Origin of the sequence: Niveispirillum fermenti (genome assembly GCF_048066175.1) — a bacterium.
GTDB classification, from domain to species: domain Bacteria; phylum Pseudomonadota; class Alphaproteobacteria; order Azospirillales; family Azospirillaceae; genus Niveispirillum; species Niveispirillum fermenti.
In genome coordinates, this window is record NZ_JBLTXA010000024.1 from 19325 (window position 1) to 39221 (window position 19897).

Here is a 19897-nt window from a genome sequence, read left to right on the forward strand (position 1 = left end):
AAGGTATCGGGGCGATTTCAAGGAAAACCGATCAATTGCGGGGACGCCCCTCTTCCTCCTCGCTATTTGCAGTGCCCTGGCCATCGGACGTGGCTTCGGACGAGGGCTGGCTGCCGGCCCCGGCGGGGGCCGTCCCATCCGGCGCAGCCAGGACCGACGGGCTGCTGCTGCCCGCCGCACCACTGCCGACGCCACCCGCCGCACCGGCAGCCGGTGAGGTTTGCAGGACCGACACCGACCCGCCGGTCTCCAGCAAGCCGACATTGGTCAGGACCTGCGGAGCCTGATAGGCGGACAGCGCGTTCGGGGTCACACCGCTGCTGGTCACGGTGCCCGTGAACAGCGACGCGACGGTCGGCGTGCTGGGCACCGGATTGCGCGGCACGATGGTGGACACGACCTGCGTCACATCCTCCACCGGACCCCAGGCGACATTGTTCAGGAAGTAGGGCGCCCCGCGATAGGAGCTGTCCACCGCCTTGGCCGCCGCGGCACCTGCGTTGGTGCCGATGGTGCCGAACATGCTGGCCGACCCCGCCGTGGGAACGGTCAGCGTCAGGACCTGCAGGGTCTGCGCCGCCGCACCCCCGCTGACGCCGATCTTCAGGGCACCGGTTCCCGCCGACAGCGTCAGGTTGGTGCCGGGACCAACCAGGCCTGCCATCGTGATGTTGCCGCTGGTGCTGATCGATGCGGCACCGGCCGGCAGTTCGGCCGGTGCCTCCAGCGTAATGTCGCCCAGCGTCACCGTTACCGTGGTCGGCAGCAGCACGCGGGCGCCACCGGCCTGCGTGAAGCCGCTAGCCGCCTGCACATGCGCCGATCCGGCGAATGTGATCGTGCCGCTGGCATTGTTGCTGGTGAGGCTGATGCGGCCGCTGCTGGTGACCGCCCCGTTGAAGGTCATGTCGCGGCCCGTGACCGTCATGTCCGCGGCGGTGATGGCACCGCTGAAGGTCACATTGTGCCCGGTCACCACCAGATTTCCGGTGGTGACCGTACCGCCGAAGGTGGTGTCCTGCCCCGTGACCGCCAGCGCGCCGGTGTTGACAGCACCATTGAAGGCAACCGCGCCACCGGCGGTGATCGTCAGGCTGGCGCCGCCATTGCTGTCCACCGTGCCGCCGAAGGTCATGGACCCGCCGCTGCTGGTGAGACCGGCATTGGCGAGCAGGGTGACCGGCCCGGTATAGGATTGCGCCCCGGTGGTGGCGACGGAACCATTCAGTTGCGTGCGGCCGCCGACACTGAACGAGGTCAGGGCGGCCGTGCCACCGACGGCACCGTTGATCACGCCGTCACCCGTGATGGACAGGGCATGCGCACCGTCCACCCCGCCGGCAAGCGTGACGAGACCGCCGGTCAGCAGCATGTCGGACCCCAGCACGGCGCGCTCGCCGAAGGTCTGGTTGCCGCTGGTGGTGATGCTGCCCCCCGTCAGCGTGAGCGAGCCGGCGGCATCGGTCACGATGCTGGCAACGGACACCGCCCCGCCAAGGCGGGTCAGGCCGCTGCTGTCGATCGACAGGGCAAAGGCACCATCGATCGTGCCATCGAACAGGGCGTCACCGCCGGCCGTACCGAACCGGGTGTCCCGGCCCAGCGTCACCGCCCCTTCCCAATGCTGGGTGCCCGTGGTGTCGATGGCACCGCCATCGACGCGGGCAGCCCCCCGCACGACGAGACCGGACAGCGCCTGCTGCCCGCCGACCACGCCGGCAAAGCCGACCGGACCGGTGACGGACAGGGCATGCGCCCCGTCGATGGTGCCGTTGAAGGCGACAGTGCCGCCCGACAGGGCCACGTCGTCACCCAGCGTGACGGCACCGGCATAGGTCTGGGCCCCGGTGCTGGTTACATTGGCCGACAACAGTGTGGTGCCGCCGACCGACAGGCCCGCCAGCGCCGTGCCGGCACCGACCGCCCCGGCGATCACGGCATCACCCGTGATGGCAAGGGCATGGGCACCATCGGCACCATTCAGGCTGACCAGGCTGCCCGTCAGCACCGCATCACGGCCCAGGGTGACCAGACCGGCATAGGTCTGCCCGCCAAGGGTCGCAACGTCGCTGTTCAGCAGCGTGGTGCCGCTGACATTCAGACCGGCCAGCGACACGATGCCATTGATGGCCGCATCGCCGGCGATGGTCAGGCCATGGCCGCTGCCGGCACCGTTGATGGTGACCAACCCACCGGTCAGTCGCGTGTCGCCGGCCAGGGTCAGCGCGCCACCATAGGTCTGGTCGCCCGTCGTGGTGACATCGCCGCCCAGCACGGTGCTGCCCGACACAGCAAGGCTTTCCAGCGCGGTCACGCCGCCGACAGCGCCGCCAGTGACCAGATCGCCGGTGACGACAAGGGCATAGCGGCCGGGCGCCGCCAGGGCACCCGCCGGTGCGGCCGCGGCGGCATCGCTGCCATCCGCGCCCTGCGACAGGGTGATGGTGCTGCCGGTCAGGACGATATTGCCGCCGATCAGCGCCCGCTCGCCATAGGTCTGCGCGCCCGTCGTCGTGACGGAACCGCCCAGCAGCAGCGAGCCCGCCGCATCCGTGGCCAGCGATGCCAGATCGACCGCCCCGCCGAAGCGGGTCAGGCCGGCCGCATCGACCGTCAGGGCATGGGCCCCGGTGACCGTGCCGGCGAACAGGACATCGCCCCCCGCCGCCAGGACGGCGGCAGAGCCCAGACGGGCGGCGCCATAGGATTGGTCACCCGTTGTGGTCACCGCGCCGCCATTCAGGTCGGCCGTGCCGCTGACAGCGACGGAACCCAGGGAAACGGTGCCGCCGAACACGGCATCACCCTCCACGGACAGGCCATGATCGCCTTCCGCCCCCTGGGCCAGCGTCACGCTGGAGCCGGTCAGGACGGTATCCGCCGTCAGGAGCAGACGCTCCCCGTAATTCTGGGCCCCGGTGGTGGTGACGCTGTTGGCGGCCATGGACAGGCTGCCACCGGCATCGGTGGTCAGCGAGCCCAGCGTGACCGTACCACCGAAGCGGGTCAGCCCGTCGCTGTTGACCGTCAGGCCGGCGGGGCCGGTGACCGCGCCCTGGAAATCGACCGAGCCGCCGGTCAGGACGGTGGAGCCGTTCAATGTCACAGCCCCGCCATAGGCCTGGCTGCCGCTGGTGGTGATGCTGCCGCCGGACAGGACGGTCCCCCCGCTGACATCCACGCGGGTCAGGGCCTGTTCGGCACCCAGCGCGCCGCCGAACCCGGCATCGCCCCGGATGGTCAGCGCAAAGGCACCGTCAGCCCCCTGGTTCAGGGTCACCGAGCTGCCCGTCAGGACCGTGTCGGCGACCAGGGTCAGACGCTCGCCGTAATTCTGGGCGCCGGTGGTCGTGATGGCGCTGCTGGCGAGCGAGAGGCTGCCGGCCCCATCCGTGGTCAGGGACCCGACATTGATGGTGCCGCCGAACCGGGTCAGGCCGGGGCTGTTGACGGTCAGGCCCGCCGGTCCTTCGACCGCACCCTGGAAATCGACCGACCCGCCGGTCAGCGTGGCGTCGCCGCCCAGCGTGACCGTGCCGGTGAAGCTTTGCGCGCCGCTGGTGGTGATGCTGCCGCCATTCAGCAGCGTGTCACCCGCAATATCGAGGCTTGCCAGCGGAGTGCCGGCACCCGGCGCGCCGCCGAAGGCGGCATTGCCCCGGATAGTCAGCGCGAAGGCACCATCGACCCCCTGATCAACCGTGATCAGCGCGCCCTCCAGCACCGTGTCGCTGGCCAGGGTCAGGCCACCGCCATAGGTCTGGGTGCCGCTTGTCTTCACCGCCCCGCTGCGCAGCAGCGTGTTGCCGCTGATCGCCAGGGCGGCGACATCGATGCTGCCTGCCAGATCCGCATCACCATTGATGGTCAGCACACGACCACCCGTGGCCCCCTGCCCCAGCGTGACGCTGGAACCGGTCAGGACGGTATCGATGGTCAGCGTCACCGCCTCGCCATAGGACTGGGCGCCGACGGTCGTGATGGCGCCGCCATTAAGGTTCAGCGTGCCCGCCGCATCGGTGACCACGGACGTCATGTTCATGCCGGCCGCCGCGAAGCTGGTCAGCCCCGCGCTGTTGATGGTCAGCGTGCCCAACCGCGTCGTGCTGCCGACCGCCCCGGTGAAGATGACATCGGAGGCGCCGGCATTGATGGTGAGATCGGCCGCGCCATCGATGGTGCCGCCGAAATCGATATGGCCGCTGCTGGTCGTCAGGATCTGGTCGCCCGTCAAGGTCACGGCCCCGCCATAGGTCTGCGACCCGGTCGTAGCCATGGTGCCGCCATCCAGCAGCGTGGCACCAGTGACGGACAGGCTGTCCAGGGTCACACCCTGGCCGCCCTGCAGCACCGCATTGCCCTGGATGGTCAAGCCGCCGCCCGTGGCGCCGTCGCCCAGCGTGACGCTGGTGCCGGACAGGGTCGTGTCGCCGGACAGGGTCAGCAGACCGCCATATTGCTGGTCGCCGCTGGTCCGCACCGTGCCACCGCCCAGCCGCGTGCCGCCGCTCACCGAGAGCGATGCCAGCGCCGTCTGGGCACCGACATCGCCGGCAATGTCGGCATCGCCGTTGATGGTCAGGCTGGAACTGCCCTCCGCCCCGGCGGACAGGGTGACGGTGGAACCCGTCAGCACGGTCTCATCGTCGATCCGGAGCTGCTCGCCATAGGTCTGGGCGCCGCTGGTGGTGACCGCGCCGCTCAACACCACGGTGCCGCCGGCATCGGTCGTCAGCGACCCCAGCCGCACCGTGCCGCCGAAGCGCGTGGTATCGGCGCTGTTGACGGTCAGCGCACCGTCACCATCGACCGAACCGCCGAAATCGACGCCGCCGCCAGCATTCAGTTCCAGATCACCCGTGATCAGGGCGCCGCCCTTGTAATCCTGCTTGCCGGAGGTGTTGACGCCGCCGTTGATGCTGGTCAGGCCACTGACCGTCAGGCTGTTGATGCTGGCCCCGGCGCCCAGCGTCAGGTCGCTGTTGACCGTCAGCGCATGGGAACCCTGCGCCCCCTGCGACAGGGTGACCGCACTGGCCGTCAGCACCGTGTCGCCGGTAAGGTTCAGCACCTCGCCATAGCTTTGCGCGCCCGTGGTGGTGACCGTGGTGGCGCCGCCAAGATCAAGCGAGCCGGCACCATCCGTCACGATGGAGAAGGCGCTGACCCCCGCGGAGGAGAATTTCGTCAACCCGCCGGAATTGACCGCCAGCGCCCCGAGCCCGTTCACCGCGCCGTTGAAGCTCACATCGCTGGAACCGGCATTGACCGTCAGGTCGAAGCCGCCGCCGATGCCACCATTGAACGTCGCGCCGCTGTCGATGGTGGTGGCACCAGCCAGCGTCGCCCCCGCATTGGCCACCAGCCCGCCGGCGGCAAAGCTGCCGGACAGCGTGACCGCGTCGTTGAAGGTCTGGGCCCCGCTGGTGCTGACGCCGACGAAGCTGCTGGTGCCGCCACTGTCGGTGGTCAGGCTGCCAAGAGCCTGCGAGCCCCCCAGAGCCGCGCTGACATTGGTGGCGCCGCTGCTGTTCAGCGTCAGGTCGCTGCCGCCATCGATCGTGGCGCTGATGGTGATGGACCCGGCCGAAACGGTCGTGTTGCCCGCCAGCGACACCGCACTGGTCAGCGTGAAGCTGCCGGCGCCGTAGGTGCCGTTCAGCGACCCGCCGGAGCCGCCCAGGGACTGCGCTCCGGTCGTGGTGACCGACTGGAGGTTGATCGCCCCACCGCTGGTCGTCAGGCTGGCCAGCGCCGTACCCTCGCCGATCGCGGCATTGGCCGTCGTGGCACCGGTGCTGCTGATGGTCAGGGCATGGGCGCCATCGACATTGCTGCTGAACGTCACGTTGCCACCCGTAATGGTGACATCGCCCGCCAGGGTCAGCCCGCCGCTGGTCAGGAACGCGCCACCGGCCAGGCTGTAGGTGCCGTTCAGGGTGGCGTTGCCGGCATAGGTCTGGTCGCCGCTGGTATAGACGGATATCGCCGTGACATTGCCCGAACCGGTGGTGGTCAGGCTGGCCAGCGCCGTCGTGCCGCCGACGACCGCGTTGAACTTCGTGTCACCGCTGGTGGTGATGGTCAGCGCATGGCCGCCGTTCACCGTGCCGGCGAATTCCAGGCCGGCGGTTCCGGTTTCCACTGTCGTGGCCCCGGCCAGGGTCACATTACCCTTGGCGTCGAAGGTCGCGTCGCTGGTCTGGAACAGCCCGCTCAGCGTCACATCGTCATTGTAGGTCTGTTCACCCGTCGTGATCACACCCGTCAGGATGGCGCTGCCCCCGGCATTGGTGGTGATGCTGGTCAGCGCCGTCGTGCCGCCGGCCACACCGGACAGCGTCGTCACGCCCGTGCTGTTCAGCACCAGGGCATGCGCCCCGTCGATTGTGCCGCCAAAGGTGATGGCGCCGCTGCCGGCCGCAACCGTGGTATCGGCCGTCAGGGTGACCGGCCCGGCGAAGCTGATCGTCCAATTGTTGTTGGACGTATAGGTGCCGCCGATGGTGGCGGCATCACCGATGGTGATGACACCGTTGGTGGTGACATTGCCCAGCGTCGTCGTGCCGCCGGCATCGGTGATCAGGCTGGCCAGCGCCGTCGTGCCACCCACGACACCGCTGAACAACGTCGCCCCCTGGCTGTTGACGGTCAGGGCGTGGGTGCCGTCGACGGTCCCCTGGAAGGTGACGCCACCGGTGCCCGCACTGACCGTGACATTGCCGCCCAGTGTCAGGGCCTGTGCGGTCAGGAAGTCGCCATTGCCCGTGGTGTAGGTGCCATTCAGTGTGACCGCGTCATTATAGGTCTGGCCACCGGCCGTCGTGACCGACCGCAGGCTGCTGGTGCCGCCGGCATTGGTCGTCAGGCTGGCCAGCGCCGTCGTGCCGCCCACGGCGCCGGTCAGCGTCGTCGCCCCCGTGCTGTTCAGCGCCAGGGCATGGGCACCGTTGATGGTGCCCGTCAGGTTGATGGCATTGGCGCCGGCGTTGATCGTGGTGTCGCCGGCCAGGATGAAGTTGTTGCTTGCCGTGAAATCCACGGTTCCGACCGTATAGATACCGTCCAGCGTGACGCTGGTCTCACCATAGGTCTGCGCACCCGTCGTCGATACCGACTTCAGGGTGAGCGTGCCGCCGGCATTGGTCGTCAGGCTGGCCAGCGCCGTCGTGCCACCCACGGCGCCGCTGAGGGCCGTGGTGCCAGCGCTGTTCAGGGTCAGGGCGTGCGCCCCGTCGATGGTGCCCGTCACCTGGATGGCACCGCTGCCGGTGGCAATCGTCGTGGCTCCGCCAAGCTGGACCGCGCCGGCCAGGGTGACGGCGCCATTGGCCGTGGTGGTCAGGTTGCCGTTCAGCGTGGCGTTTTCGCCATAGGATTGCGACAGGGTCGTGGTGACAGCCTGCAGGGACACCGTGCCGCCGGCATCGGTGGTCAGGCTGCTGAGCGCCGTGGTGCCGCCGACCGCCGCGGCAAAGCTGGTGGCCCCGGTGCTGTTGACCGTCAGGGTACGGGCCCCGTCGACCGCGCCGGAGAAGGTGGCATTGCCGCTGCCGGTGCTGACCGTGGTGTTCCCGCCCAGCGTCACGGCACCGGAGAAGGTGACGGCGCTGTTGGTGGTCGCATAGGTGCCGTCCAGGGTAACGCCGCTGCCATAGGATTGCGTGCCCGTTGTCCGCACCGACTTGAAGGAGCCGGTGCCGCCGGTATCCGTGGTCAGGCTGGCCAGCGCCGTCGTGCCGCCGACCGCCCCGCCGACCGTCACGGCGCCCGTGCCGTTCAGCGCCAGCGCGTATGCACCATTGACGGTGCTGGACAGGTTGATCTGGTTGGCGCCCGCCCCGATGGTCGTGTCGCCGCCCAGGGTCAGGGCCCCGGTCACGCCGAAATTGCCTGTGCCGGTGATGGCATAGGTCCCCGACAATGTGGTGGCACCGGTATAGGCCTGGGCGCCGGTGCTGCTCGCACCGGCCGCACTGATGGTGCCGGCCGTGGCGGCCAGGCTGGCCAGGCCCGTCGCGGCTCCCCCCAGCGTGGCGGTGCCGGTGCCGGCCGTCAGGGTCAGGCCCTTGCCGCCACCGGTGATCGTGCCGCTGATGCCGATATCGCCGTTGAACGGGCTGGTGTTGATGGTGACGGCGCTGTTGCTGCCGCCCAGCGTGGCATTGCCCGTGATGGTGACGGACTTGCCGGTCAGGTCGCCGGTCAGCGTCGTATTGCCCTTATACTCCTGCGCACCGGCCGTACCGACAGCGGCCACGGTGATGCTGTTGGCTTCGATCGCCAGGCCGGCCTTGGTCGCATCGCTGCCGGTGGAGTTGAAGTCCTTGGTCAGGGTGACCGAGCCGCCGGTGGATTTCAGCGTGACATTGCCGCTGGTCCCGGCCGAGAAACCGTTGACCATGTTGGTGTCGGTGATGTTGCCCGTCGTCGTGACGACGATGTCACCATTGGTGGTGGTCAGGTCGCCAAGCTGGAAGCTGGTGCCCGACAGGTAGATCCCGCCGACACCCGTCACATTGGCCGAGATTTTCGTGAAGGTGGTATCGAAAGCCGCATCCGCCGAGCCCACGCCCGTGAAGGTGGTCAGATTCAGCGTCTCGCCCGTCAAGGTGGCGCCGCCATCCGCCGACAGGACGCTGCCGGTGGCCGCCAGCAATGTCAGCGTGCCCGTGGCACCGGCATTGATGGTATCCAGCGTCAGATCACCGGTCGTCGCCGTCAGGGTGATGGTGCGGTTGGCACCCGTGGCCGATATGTCGGTAGCCGTGAAGCCGACACTGTTGGTGAAGGTGACATCACCATTCGCCGCCAGCGTGAGGGAGGAAACCTCGCCGGTGTTGGTGACGATCAGGTTCTTGTCGTTGCCGGTCAGGCTGGCATCCAGCGTGTCGACCGTGGTGGTCAGCGTGGTGTCACCGCCGGCCGAACCGCTGACGAAGGTCAGCGCCGAGGCCGTCACCGACACGGTGCGGCCGCCGCCGCTGCTCACGATGTCGGTCGTGCCCTTCAGCGTCACAGCGCCGGTGGTGCTGAAGCTGCCCGAGGATGGCAGCGTCAGGGTGCCGCCGCTTTCCAGCAGCAGGTTGCCGCTGGAAAGCGACAGTCCTTCGACCGACAGATCGCCCGCCGTCTTGATATAGGCCGAAGCCCCCGTCCCCAGCGTCAGCGCGCCGCTGCCCAGCGTGGACGTGCCGGTGCCGCTGTTGGAGATGGAAACGACGGCCGCCGCCTTGGCCGCCGACAGGCCCGTGATGCTGGACACCTTCACCAGCACGGGCGTGCCGTCACCGGTGGCCATATTGGTGACCGCGCCGATATTTCCGTCATTGGCGGTCAGCGACAGCTTGCCTGCGATGATATGGGTATCGTTGCCGACGGTGGTGATGCCCCCGGCGGCCGTGACGCTGGCCTGGCTGCTGCTGGGGGCACCGGTGGAAACGCTGGCGCCGGCATACAGCTTGGTGATGGTGACATCGCCGCTGGTGGTGGACAGGGTGACGTCCTTGCCCGCGCCATCGGTCGATTGCACGACATTGACCACGGCCAGCGGTCCCGCCGCCGTCACGGTGAGCGAGCCGTCATTGACGGTCAGGCCCGTGCTGCTGTTGCCCAGGCTGACGCCCGCGCTGTTGCCATCGGCGAGATGGACAGAACCGGTGCCGCTGGTGCCGCCCAGCAGGGTGACAGCATGCGTATTGACGGCATGTGTGCTGGTCCCGATACCGGTGCCGGCCGTCAGCGTCACGGTGTTGCCCGTGATCCCGGTGCTGGACAGTTCATCATCCGTGATGCTGCCCGAACCCGCGGACAGGGTCACATTGCCGGTACCGCCGCCGCTGGCATCGACGATGCCCACCTGCAGGTTGGAAATGCCCGTGGCTTCGACATTGATGTCGCTGCCACCGGAGACGAGGCGGCCCAGTGAAATGGCCGTGTTGGCACCGGTAACACTGATCACGCCGCCATTGGTGACGATGTTGGACAGGCCCAGTTCCGTGCCCGTGGCCTTCAGATAGGTGCCGAGCCCGGCGGTGGACGATACGGCCGTCAGGTCGCGGCTGTTGACGCCCAGGGCCGCGCTGCTGGAACCGTAACCGGCGGTCGCATTCAGCGTGACGGTGCCGCCGCTGATGCTGCTGCCGTTATTGCCCTGCTGAATCCCGCCGGACAGCGCGGTCAGCACCACCTGACCCTCGCCCATGCCGGTACTGACGCTGCCGGCCGTCCCCGTGCTGCCGATGGTGATGCTGCCATTGGCCGTGACGCGGATATCATTGCCCGCGGCATCGTCCGTGATGGTCATGGTGCCGATCACCACCGTCCCGCCGGCCGTGACGATCGTGCTGCCATTCTTGACGGAGGTGCTGAGCCCGCCGTTCACACCACCGGTGAAGGCGAGATAGGCCGAACCATCACCCGTCACCGTGGCCGAGACGAGTGAACCAGTGCCACCGGCGTTAGATGCCGTGATCCGGAACACGTCACTGGCGGTGCCGATGCCGCTGCCGGCCTTCAGATTGATGCTGGCGCTGGTGCCGCCGGCGGTCAGGCCGATCCCGTTGGAGCGCAGGTGACCACCAGCCTCCAGTGTCAATGCGGCACTGGAACCCCAGCTTACCGCCCCGTCCAGAGTGAGATCGCCCGAACCGGTCTTGACGGACAATGCACCGTTGCTGGTCAATGCACCCGTGGTCAGCGCGCCGGCATTGGAGACATAGGCGCCACCGGAAGCGGTATTCAGCGTGAGGCGGGAAACGCTGGTCAGCACTGCCTGGCTGCTGGTGCCGATGCCGGCACCCGTATAGCTGTTGGTGGCCAGCGACAGGCTGCCGGCCGTGATCAGGCTGCTGCCATTGATGGCCGTGATGCTGGTGGCGGCATTCGTTGTCGTGAAGGCCGCCGTGTTCAGGTCCACGCTGCCGCTGCCGACCGAGATGGTGCCGACCGCGATGTTCCCCTTGGCCGAGATGGTCAGGTTGAGGCCCGTCGTGTCGGAGATGTTGGTCAGGGTCGTGGTTGTGCCATTGTCACTGGCCGTAAAGGTCAGATTGGTTGCGGTGACCGACAATGTACCGCTGCTGCTCGTGTTGTTCTGCGATGTCTTGCGGTCGATGGTCAGGTCGGTCAGGTCGCTGTTGCTGCCCACAACGATGTTGCCGCCGGTATTGATGGTCAGCTTCGTGGCGGTGGTCTTGACCCTGGTATTGGCGTTCGTGCTGGCGCCGATGGCGCCGGCGCCGGCATTGGCGCCGCCCATCGCCGTCAGCACCAGTTCGGCCGCGTCGATAACGGAACTGGTGTCGGACTTGATCGCCGCGTTGGCGGCTGTCAGCGTCACCTTGTGGCCCGTTGCCGTGATGGCGCCGGCAATGGTCAGGTCCTTCTGCTGCTGACCATTACCGGCAGCCACCACCACATCACCGGCCGCATTCATGCTGCTGATGGTCAGGGCTTGGGATTCAGTGAGATAGATGCCGCCCCCGGCTGCCGTCGCCGTCAGGGTCGTCGTGCCGTTGCTGGCGGCACTGATGCCCAATGCCTTGCCATCCGCACCGATGGCACCGGATGCCGTCAGGGTCAGGTCGCCGGAACCGGAAATGAAGCCACCGCCCAGGATGGAGCCATTGACCACATTGACCGTCACGGCGGCACCGTTCAACGACCAGCCTCCATCGGTATCATCGGGCGAACCGATATCCAGATCGCCGCTGCTGATCTGGAAAACGCTGGTGCCGGCCACGGTGATTCCCGCGACCTTGGCCTTCTGCTTCAGGTCGACAAGGGCGCCGTTGTTGGCAGAAATCTTCAGATAGCCGGTGGTGATATCCAGCAAGCCGCCGCCGGTGCCCGCCGTCTGACCAACCGCACCAGAGGAAGCGATCAAATGAACGACACCCGCCTTGATGTATGATGCATCGTCAAGTTCCTGAATACCGGAATTGCCTGACAGTGTCAGTCTGTTGGCAGCACCGATTTCGACACTGTCCACAGTGACCAAACGGTCACCGGTAAAGCTGAAATCCATCCCGGATGTGTCGGTGATCTGGCTGAACACTGTGCCGCCGGTATTGGTGTGGGTCGCCTGGACCTGCACGGTCCCCGCCGTTCCATCCAGCCCCGCGCTGACAATGTCGAACGTGCGGTCCGCGGTGCTGCTAGAACTGGAGTTGGTCAGCGACAATTTGTCGATATGGGTGCTGGACGTGACATAAACGTCACCCTGCGCCTTCAGCGTCACCACAGGGGCGTCGATATAGAACCTGGCGCCAGTCGACCCGAGAAGCATGGCATCCAGGGACAGCGAACCCGCCGTGATGCGGGAGAGGCTGCTGTTGGCGCCGCCGAAAAGCGACGCTTCGGATTTAAGCGTCAGAGTCCCGGCCTTGGTCAGGTCGACAATGCCGACAATCTGCGAGATCTTGGTTTCGAAGGTGAAGTCGAGGCCGGTCGTGTCGGTCACGGCGAGCGCATAGGAGCTGGAGCCCGAGATCGAAATGGTCGCATTACCGGACAGCAGGCTGTAGGCGGCGGCGCCATCGCCCGATGTCCGGCTGTTCTTGATGGACAGGGTCTGCAGGTCGGCAGCGCTGTTATTGATATAAACATCGTCCACGGTGTTGATGAACAACGCCTCGGTATGGGTCCTCAGCGTACTGGCACTCGTACCGGCCGATCCGGTTGCCGTCAGGTTGATCCTGCCGGCCCGCATGGTCATCCCACCACCCAGCGTGGAAATGCTCTTGGCGGTGCCCGTCGTCGTCAGGCTGAGTGACCGCCCCTTCTGGACGTCGATGTTACCCACGACCAGGGATGTATCGGTGCTGATGCTGAGATCAAGACCCGACGTGTCGGTGAACGTATTGATCGTGGTGCTGCCCGACGCAAGGCTGGCAGGCATGTTCACCGTAAGGTTCACGCCGGTAATGCTATATTGGTTGATCGCACTGGAATGCCTCAATGTCCAATCGAACTTGTCCAGATCGGCCAGATTATTCAAATAGACATTCAGGCCGCTTGTCAGCGTCAGGCTTTCCGCCTCGATCAGCAGCGATGTTTCACTAGTGCCGATACTGCCGTTCTCGACCTTCAATGTCAGATCATTGGTGAACAGCCCCCCCGTACTACCGACGGCCTGGGTCAGGTTCCCGTTGGTGACAGCCAATGTGATTGAACGTCCGTCGGAGGTGGTGCGATTGCTTACACCATCCAGTACAAGGTCACCCGCATTCTGGTAATTCACGTCACCCGTAGCATTGATTTTCAACGTGCCGACTGTACCGAAGAACGTCGATTGTCCGCTCTGTGAATTGCCAACGGAGCTGGCCATGATTTCCAGGCGGCCAGCGGTGATCACACTGGTTGACCGACTGGCGTTAACGGTGGCACCGCTGAAGGTATCACCGGACGTCGTGCCGGCCTGCAGCTTCACCGTTCCGGTGCCGACATTGATTCCCGAAACATTGATCTGCTTGGTTGAAAGAACAGTCAGATTGAGGGGGGACGAGGTCTGCGAGATATTCTGAATATTCAGGCCCGATACACTATTGTTTAAAACAGCAACATTCAGACTGAGCGAAGGGTTATTGCTACCATACACTTCATATGTATAGGATCCGCTATTAACCGAACCGGTCGTCTCAAAAGAAAGATCCAGCGTCAGATCGGTCAGGGTTGTTGCGTTGTCCCAACGGACACTGCCACCAGACTTGATGTAAAGTTTCTTCGTATCCACGAAGAACATTGCATCGTTGTTGCCGATACCGCCCGTGTTCGATCCCGTGGCCGTCAGCGAAACCTCACCAGCGGTAATGGTACCGTCTTGATTGTTGCCAGTGATGAAGCTGTAAACGGTGGAGCCGCCGGACCCGGCGCTCCCCGTGCTCTTCAAAGTCACCTTGCCAGTGGTGGACGTCCCGGCATCGATCGAAGAGACACGGATCGCCCGATCGACGCTGTAGCTGAAATCCATGATGCCGGCGCCGCTATTGGCACCCACCGTGGTCACGCCACCCGCTTCGGTGACGGTAACACTCCGCCCCGAGCCGACATTGATGAAGCTGATGGTATTGATGTCTGTGAGAGACGTGGTCTTGTGCGTATTGGTGACCGCCAGTGTGGTCAGGGCCGTATTGCTGTTGTTGATATAGATATTGCCGTTATTGGTGACGCTCAGCGACGCCGCGCTGGTCTTGAAGGCCCGGCTGGAGGAGCCGATGGCACCGCCATCGCTGCCGGTGCCGGTGGCAACCAACGTGACGCTGCTGGCAATGACCGTACCCCCGCCCGAAAGCGACAGGCTGGAATTGGCCCCACCGCCTTCCGTCTTCAGTGTGACCGCGCCGGAGACGACGATTTCGCTGACGGCGATGTTCTTGCTCGCGCTCAGGCCGAAATCAGTCAGCCCGGCGCTGCCAACCACATCGACGGTCAGCGTCGTCCCGTTATCCGTCAGGGCAACCACTTCCCCTGCCGGGCCCGTGATGCCGAAAAGGCTTGCCGTGTTGCTCGCGGTCGTGCTGTTGGTGCTGGCGATGGTCAGATGGGTCAGTCCCACATCGCTGCCAACATAGATGTCGCGGCCGGCCGACACGTCCAGCTTGGTACTGCTGATCAGGATGGGGCTGCTGGACGATCCGATGGACGAACTGGTCCCGGCCGTCAGGCTGACCGATCCGGCGACGATGCGGTCACTGCCCCCGCCGGTCTTGGTGATGGCGCCATCGCCGACGACCACGAACTTGCCGGCCCCCACATTGGCCGCCCCCAGACCGACGGTCCCACCCTTGACCGTCAGCGAGAAATCCAGATCGGTGGCGCTGGTCAATGTCGCAAGGCTGCCGGCACCGCTGATGCTGACCGTCTGACCAGTGCCACTGATCGACACGCTGCCGCTGCCGCTGTCGCGGATGATATCCAGGCTGGTAAGGGCCTGGTCATTATCGATGTCGATGGTGCTCTTACCCTCGACCGTGAGTTTCCCGGTCTTCAGCTTGAGCTGCCGGCTGCTGCCGATGCTGTTGCTGCTGCTGGCCCGCAGGCTGATGGAACCGCCTTCGACCCGCGCATCGGTTTCGCTGTCATCGTTGATGGCACCGCTGGCGGTGATACTGATCGCCCCGGTGCCGCCGCCGGCCTTGATCTCTCCCAGGTCCAGCGCGCCGCTGCTGCTCAGCGTGAGGCTGTCGCCACCGGCCACCACCTTGGTCAGGGTCAGCGTGTCGCCGCCAGTGAAGGCGTTGGCCCGGACATTGATGATACCGGCCGTTGCTTCCGCAACAAGTTCGCCAGCATCCACCTGGAGCAAAGTGGCACTGGTGCCGATGTTCTGCGACGCCTTCAATTCCATCTTGCCGGTGGAACGGATGGTGTTGCTGCTCGTGGAGGAGAGGATGGAGCCCGAAAGGGCCTCCATCGTGAGCGCACCCTTGGTCGTGCCGACAGTACTGGAAGAAATCTCGATGTCGCCCGCAAGCAGCCTCAGCACGATATCGCCATTGCTGGTACGGAAATTATCGGTGAAGGCGCCGCCTTTGCCGACCAGGAGAGCACTATCGGCGTTGGTCGGATTGACAATCGAACTGGCCGTGACGTAGATGCCGGCCTCTCCGTCCGCAAGCCCGCTGCCCGTACCGGCATAGACGGCGATCGCGCGGGCCACGATATCAATGTCCATACCAGCATCGGACGCACCGACACTCTTGGCTGCCTGCAGGTTGACAGCCCCCGCCAGGACGCGGGTGCTGTCACTGCCATCATCCTTGATGGCACCCGTGGTGGACTTGAACAGGACGGTGTTGAGGGTCTTCGTCGACGCCCCCCCCATCGGGGACGGCATGCTGAACTCAAGACTGCCGATATTCACTTCGCCCAGGGTGATGTCGCGGTCGCCGGTGAAGCTGAAGATGTTCAGGCCCCGACTTTCATCCCAACCGCCGTTGCTGATCAGTCGCGTGAAGAGGTAACCGTCCGGCCCGTCGGTCAGGGACACATCCAGGCTCTGACCCGTGATGCCGAACATGTAGTCCGCGTCGGCGTCCTTGTGGGTGCTGGCGATCACCAGCCGGTTGAAATAGCTTTCATTGGCGATGACCAGATCGCCGGCCGTGGTCACTTCCAGGTCTTGGGTACTGATACCCAACGCCGCCCCGTTGGCCCCCACACCTTCCGTCGCCGACAGCTTGAGCACACTGGCCGAAAGGAAGGTGTTGCGGTTGCCATCGTCCAGGATCGACCCTTCGGTCGTCGTGATGGATGCCGAGGGAGGCGCGGCGTTGCCGGTTGTCGAGTCCGCTATGCGCAACCGGCCCAGAACCAGGTTCTTGTCGCTGGTAAAGCTGAAGCTGGTCAGGAAGCTGTTGGAAATATCGCTGATCGTCACCGTGGTGCCATTGTCGGTAACGTCGAATGTCTGGCTCAGCGCGGTCAGCACGAAGCTGTTAGGGGTGGAGCCCGTATGCTTGTTGTTGATGGTCAGCCTGGTCAGGTGCGAATCATTATCAATAAAGAAGCTGCCCGTGTTTGTGACACTCAGCACCCCCGTCCGGGTGTCCAGGCGTGCGGCATCGGCACCGACATCGCCGCCCGCAGTGATCGTGACGCCCGTACCGCCCACCTTGTTGCCGGCCGCGGCAATGATCTTTCCCGATGTGGTCAGCGAAACCGTTCCCGAAAATGTGGCCGTACCCAGGGTGCCGACGGTGGTTTCCGCCCCGTCGCCTTCGACGGTAGCATTGATGGTTGCAGAGGCCAGACGCTTCAGCGTCACCGAACCCGTCTGCGTCAAGGTCAGCGATGAGGCGCTGACCGCGTCGATCTCATTGACCTGGGTCAGCAGGGTCATCGTATGGGTGGCGTTGGTCGCGACGACCTTCAGCTTGTCGCCCGTGATGCCCGTGCCGCCGCTTTGGCTGGTGGTGGTGCCGTCAACTGTCAGGGTGACGTTGCCGCTACCGGCATTGATGGTGCCGTAGCTCAGGTTGTTGGCAACGCTGACATCGATATTGCCGGCACCTGACGCTATGGCGATGTCATGGAGATTGGCGCTGCCCCGGGTCACCTTCAGGACGATGTCGCCATTATTGGCTCTGACTTCGGAGAATATGGTGTTGGCGCTGTCCGACGACCCGGCGTTCGTGAAATATACCCCGCCATTGCCGGCATTGGCCAGCAGGCTGGTCGCACCGACGGCCGTGATGGCGTCGGTGGGGGAACCGATGGCGCCGCCCGCCTGCAGAACCAGACCGCCGCTGCTCCTGATCAGAGTGGCGCTGTCACCATCGTCGATGATGGAGCCGGTGGTGCTTTGCAGGCTGAAATTGCCCGGGCTGAAAGCCTGATTCGTTATCGCGCCAACGGTGATCGTGCCGGTCGCCTTGATCGTGGACAGAACGGTGGAACCGGTGGTGACGCTGTTCAGCGAGAGGGCGCCGGTATTGTCGATATTGATAATACCGGAACCCGACGTGCTGGTCAGGCTGGTGACCGCGGTGGAGAGCGGCGAGCCGGTGGCGCCGATGGCACCGTTGGTCCCCGTCGTTCCCCGTGCGACCAGGGTCAGCGCGTTGCCGGTGATCAACGGGCTGGCGCCCGTGCTGGTGATGTCACCGCCATTGGCGGTCAGGGCCACATCGCCGGACCCGGCATTCAGGATGCCGATGGCCAGTCCCTTGTCGGACGTGAAGCTGAAATTCAGGTTGCCGGGCGAGGAGATGTTGGTCAGCGTCTGGCCATTCGCCCCGTCGGTGACGGTGAAGGCCAGGCCCGTGGCGCTGATGCTGTAGATGTTCGCATCACTGCTGGCCACATGGTTGGCCGTGATGGACAGGCCGGACAGGGCTGTGGCGTTGCTGACATGGATATTGCCGCCCGTGGCGACCGACAGCACGCCCGTGCTGGTGGAAATGGCGGCACCCGAGGCACCGACATGGCCGCCCAGCGCCGACAGGGACACGCTGCCGCCCGTCAGGACGGGGCTGCCGGCCACGTTTGTGATATTACCGGCCGAAGCGTCGATCTTGACAGCGCCGGCACCGGCATCGATGGCACCGGCAAGGCTGACCCTGTCGCCGGAGATCAGGGTGATGTTGCCGCCATTGCTGGTCAGCCGGCCGATATTGGTCAGGCTGGAACCCGCCAGCGAGGCGTCCAGTGTGATGCTGCCCCCGGCGGTCTTGATCTCGTGCGTGGCGCTGGTGAAGGTGATGCCGCCATTGACAGCCGTGGAGCGCAGCGTGAAGCTGTTCCCGGTGCCGGTCTGCAGGTCCAAACTGGTATCCACCGTGATCAGGCCGGTGGCCTCCAGCACGATGTTGGTGGTGGCGTTGATGGCCTCCAGCGTGGCGGCGGCGACCGTATTGTCGCCGGAATCCGCGTCGCCGGCCGCAATCGTGCCGTCACCGGCATTGCCGTTCAGGCTGCCGGTGCTGCCCGCCACAATCTTAAGGGTGGACGGGTCCAGCAGGAAGGTGCCGGTCTTGCCCTTCGCCGCCGTCAGGTCGACCCCGCCGGTCAGGGAGATGCGGTCACGGCTGGACACCTCGGCAAAGCCGCCATCGCCGCCTTCCGCCCCGCCCCTGGCCGTGATGGAGCCGGCGAACGCCGTGCGCATGTCGGACAGGACCGTCACGGTGCCGCCATCGCCGCGCGTGACGGCATCGGCAGCCAGCACGGCGCCGGCGCCGACCGTCACCTGACCGGCAGCCCAGGCACCGTCGCGGTCGCCAGCACTGCCGACGGCGATGGTGCCGCCGCCCAGGTCACCGGAAGCGTCGATGCGGGTGCCGGCCGCCACGGCGATATCGGCGGCATCCACGATCACCGTACCGCCCGACTGGCCGTCCTGGCGCCCGCTGGCATCCACGGTGCCGGCCACGGCGATCTTGCCATCACCGCCCGACAGGACGATGCGGCCATTGCTGCCGGAAATGCTGGTGGCCGTGATGATGCCGTCGGTGTTGACGACATTGTCGATCACACCCTTGACAGCACGGGCCGACAGCACGACGGTGCCGCCCTCCGCCGTGATCTGGCCGGAATTGACGACCAGCGCCTGGGCCTTGCCATCGGCACCCTGCGGCAGATCGGTAACGATGGAACCGGCATCGAAGCTGAGCAGCCCGTCGCCCTGGAAATCCAGCGTGAAGCGCTTGGCACCGCCCAGCGCCACCTTGCCCAGCCGGGCCTGGATGATACCGGAATTGCGGACCGAGGGCGCCACCAGCGCGGCCAGGCCGCTATCCTTGATGGAGATCAGCCCTTCATTGACGATGCCGGCATTCAGGTTGGCGGAAGCCTGGTTGAAGGCATAGTTGCCGGCCAGGAAATCCGCGTCGGTGATGTTGGCCGTGGTGGCGACCAGCCCGCCGACATCGACGCGCGAGCCCTTGCCGAACACCACACCATTGGGATTGACCAGCATCACCGTGCCATTGGCGGTGATCGAGCCGAAAATGGCCGAGGGGTCGTTGCCGACGACACGGTTGAGCGTGACCGACTGCGCCCCGGGCTGCAGGAAATTCACCGTCTCGCCGGCGGCGATGGAGAAGCCCTGCCAGTTGATGATGGCCTTGTCGGTGCCCTGGATGATGTTCAGCGTCTGCGGCGTGGCCGCCACGATGCTGGCCTGGCCGGCCACGACGGTGCCGCCCGTCGGGTTCGCCCAGGCCGCCTGGGTGAACAGTGATGACAGGGCATAGGCGAAGCCGCCCACGGCCACGGCCACGCCGGCCCGGCGCTGGCGACGGGTGCCCTTCGGCCCGCCACGTCCGCCGGGGCCCAGCAGGGCGGCGGCCGATGCCATCAGATTGTCCCGCAGATTGTGCCGCTGCCGACGGGAACCGGGCAGGCCGACCGAAACGGAGGGGGTGGAGTGAGTGCCGCGACGCTTGTCCATGAT

Annotated in this window: 1 protein-coding gene; it reads right to left on the bottom strand. The window is 65.7% G+C overall.

The window, feature by feature from the left end; genetic code table 11:
* Window positions 1-31: 31 nt before the first annotated feature.
* Window positions 32-19894 (bottom strand): filamentous hemagglutinin N-terminal domain-containing protein, encoded by a 19863-nt coding sequence (locus ACM9LZ_RS18995; protein ID WP_416621085.1) that lies wholly within the window; start codon window positions 19892-19894, stop codon window positions 32-34.
* Window positions 19895-19897 lie beyond the last annotated feature (3 nt).

What these genes read in the sequence shown, in the direction of transcription:
- ACM9LZ_RS18995 (WP_416621085.1), bottom strand. Translation starts at nt 19,894, where the DNA reads ATGGACAAGCGTCGCGGCACTCACTCCACCCCCTCCGTTTCGGTCGGC.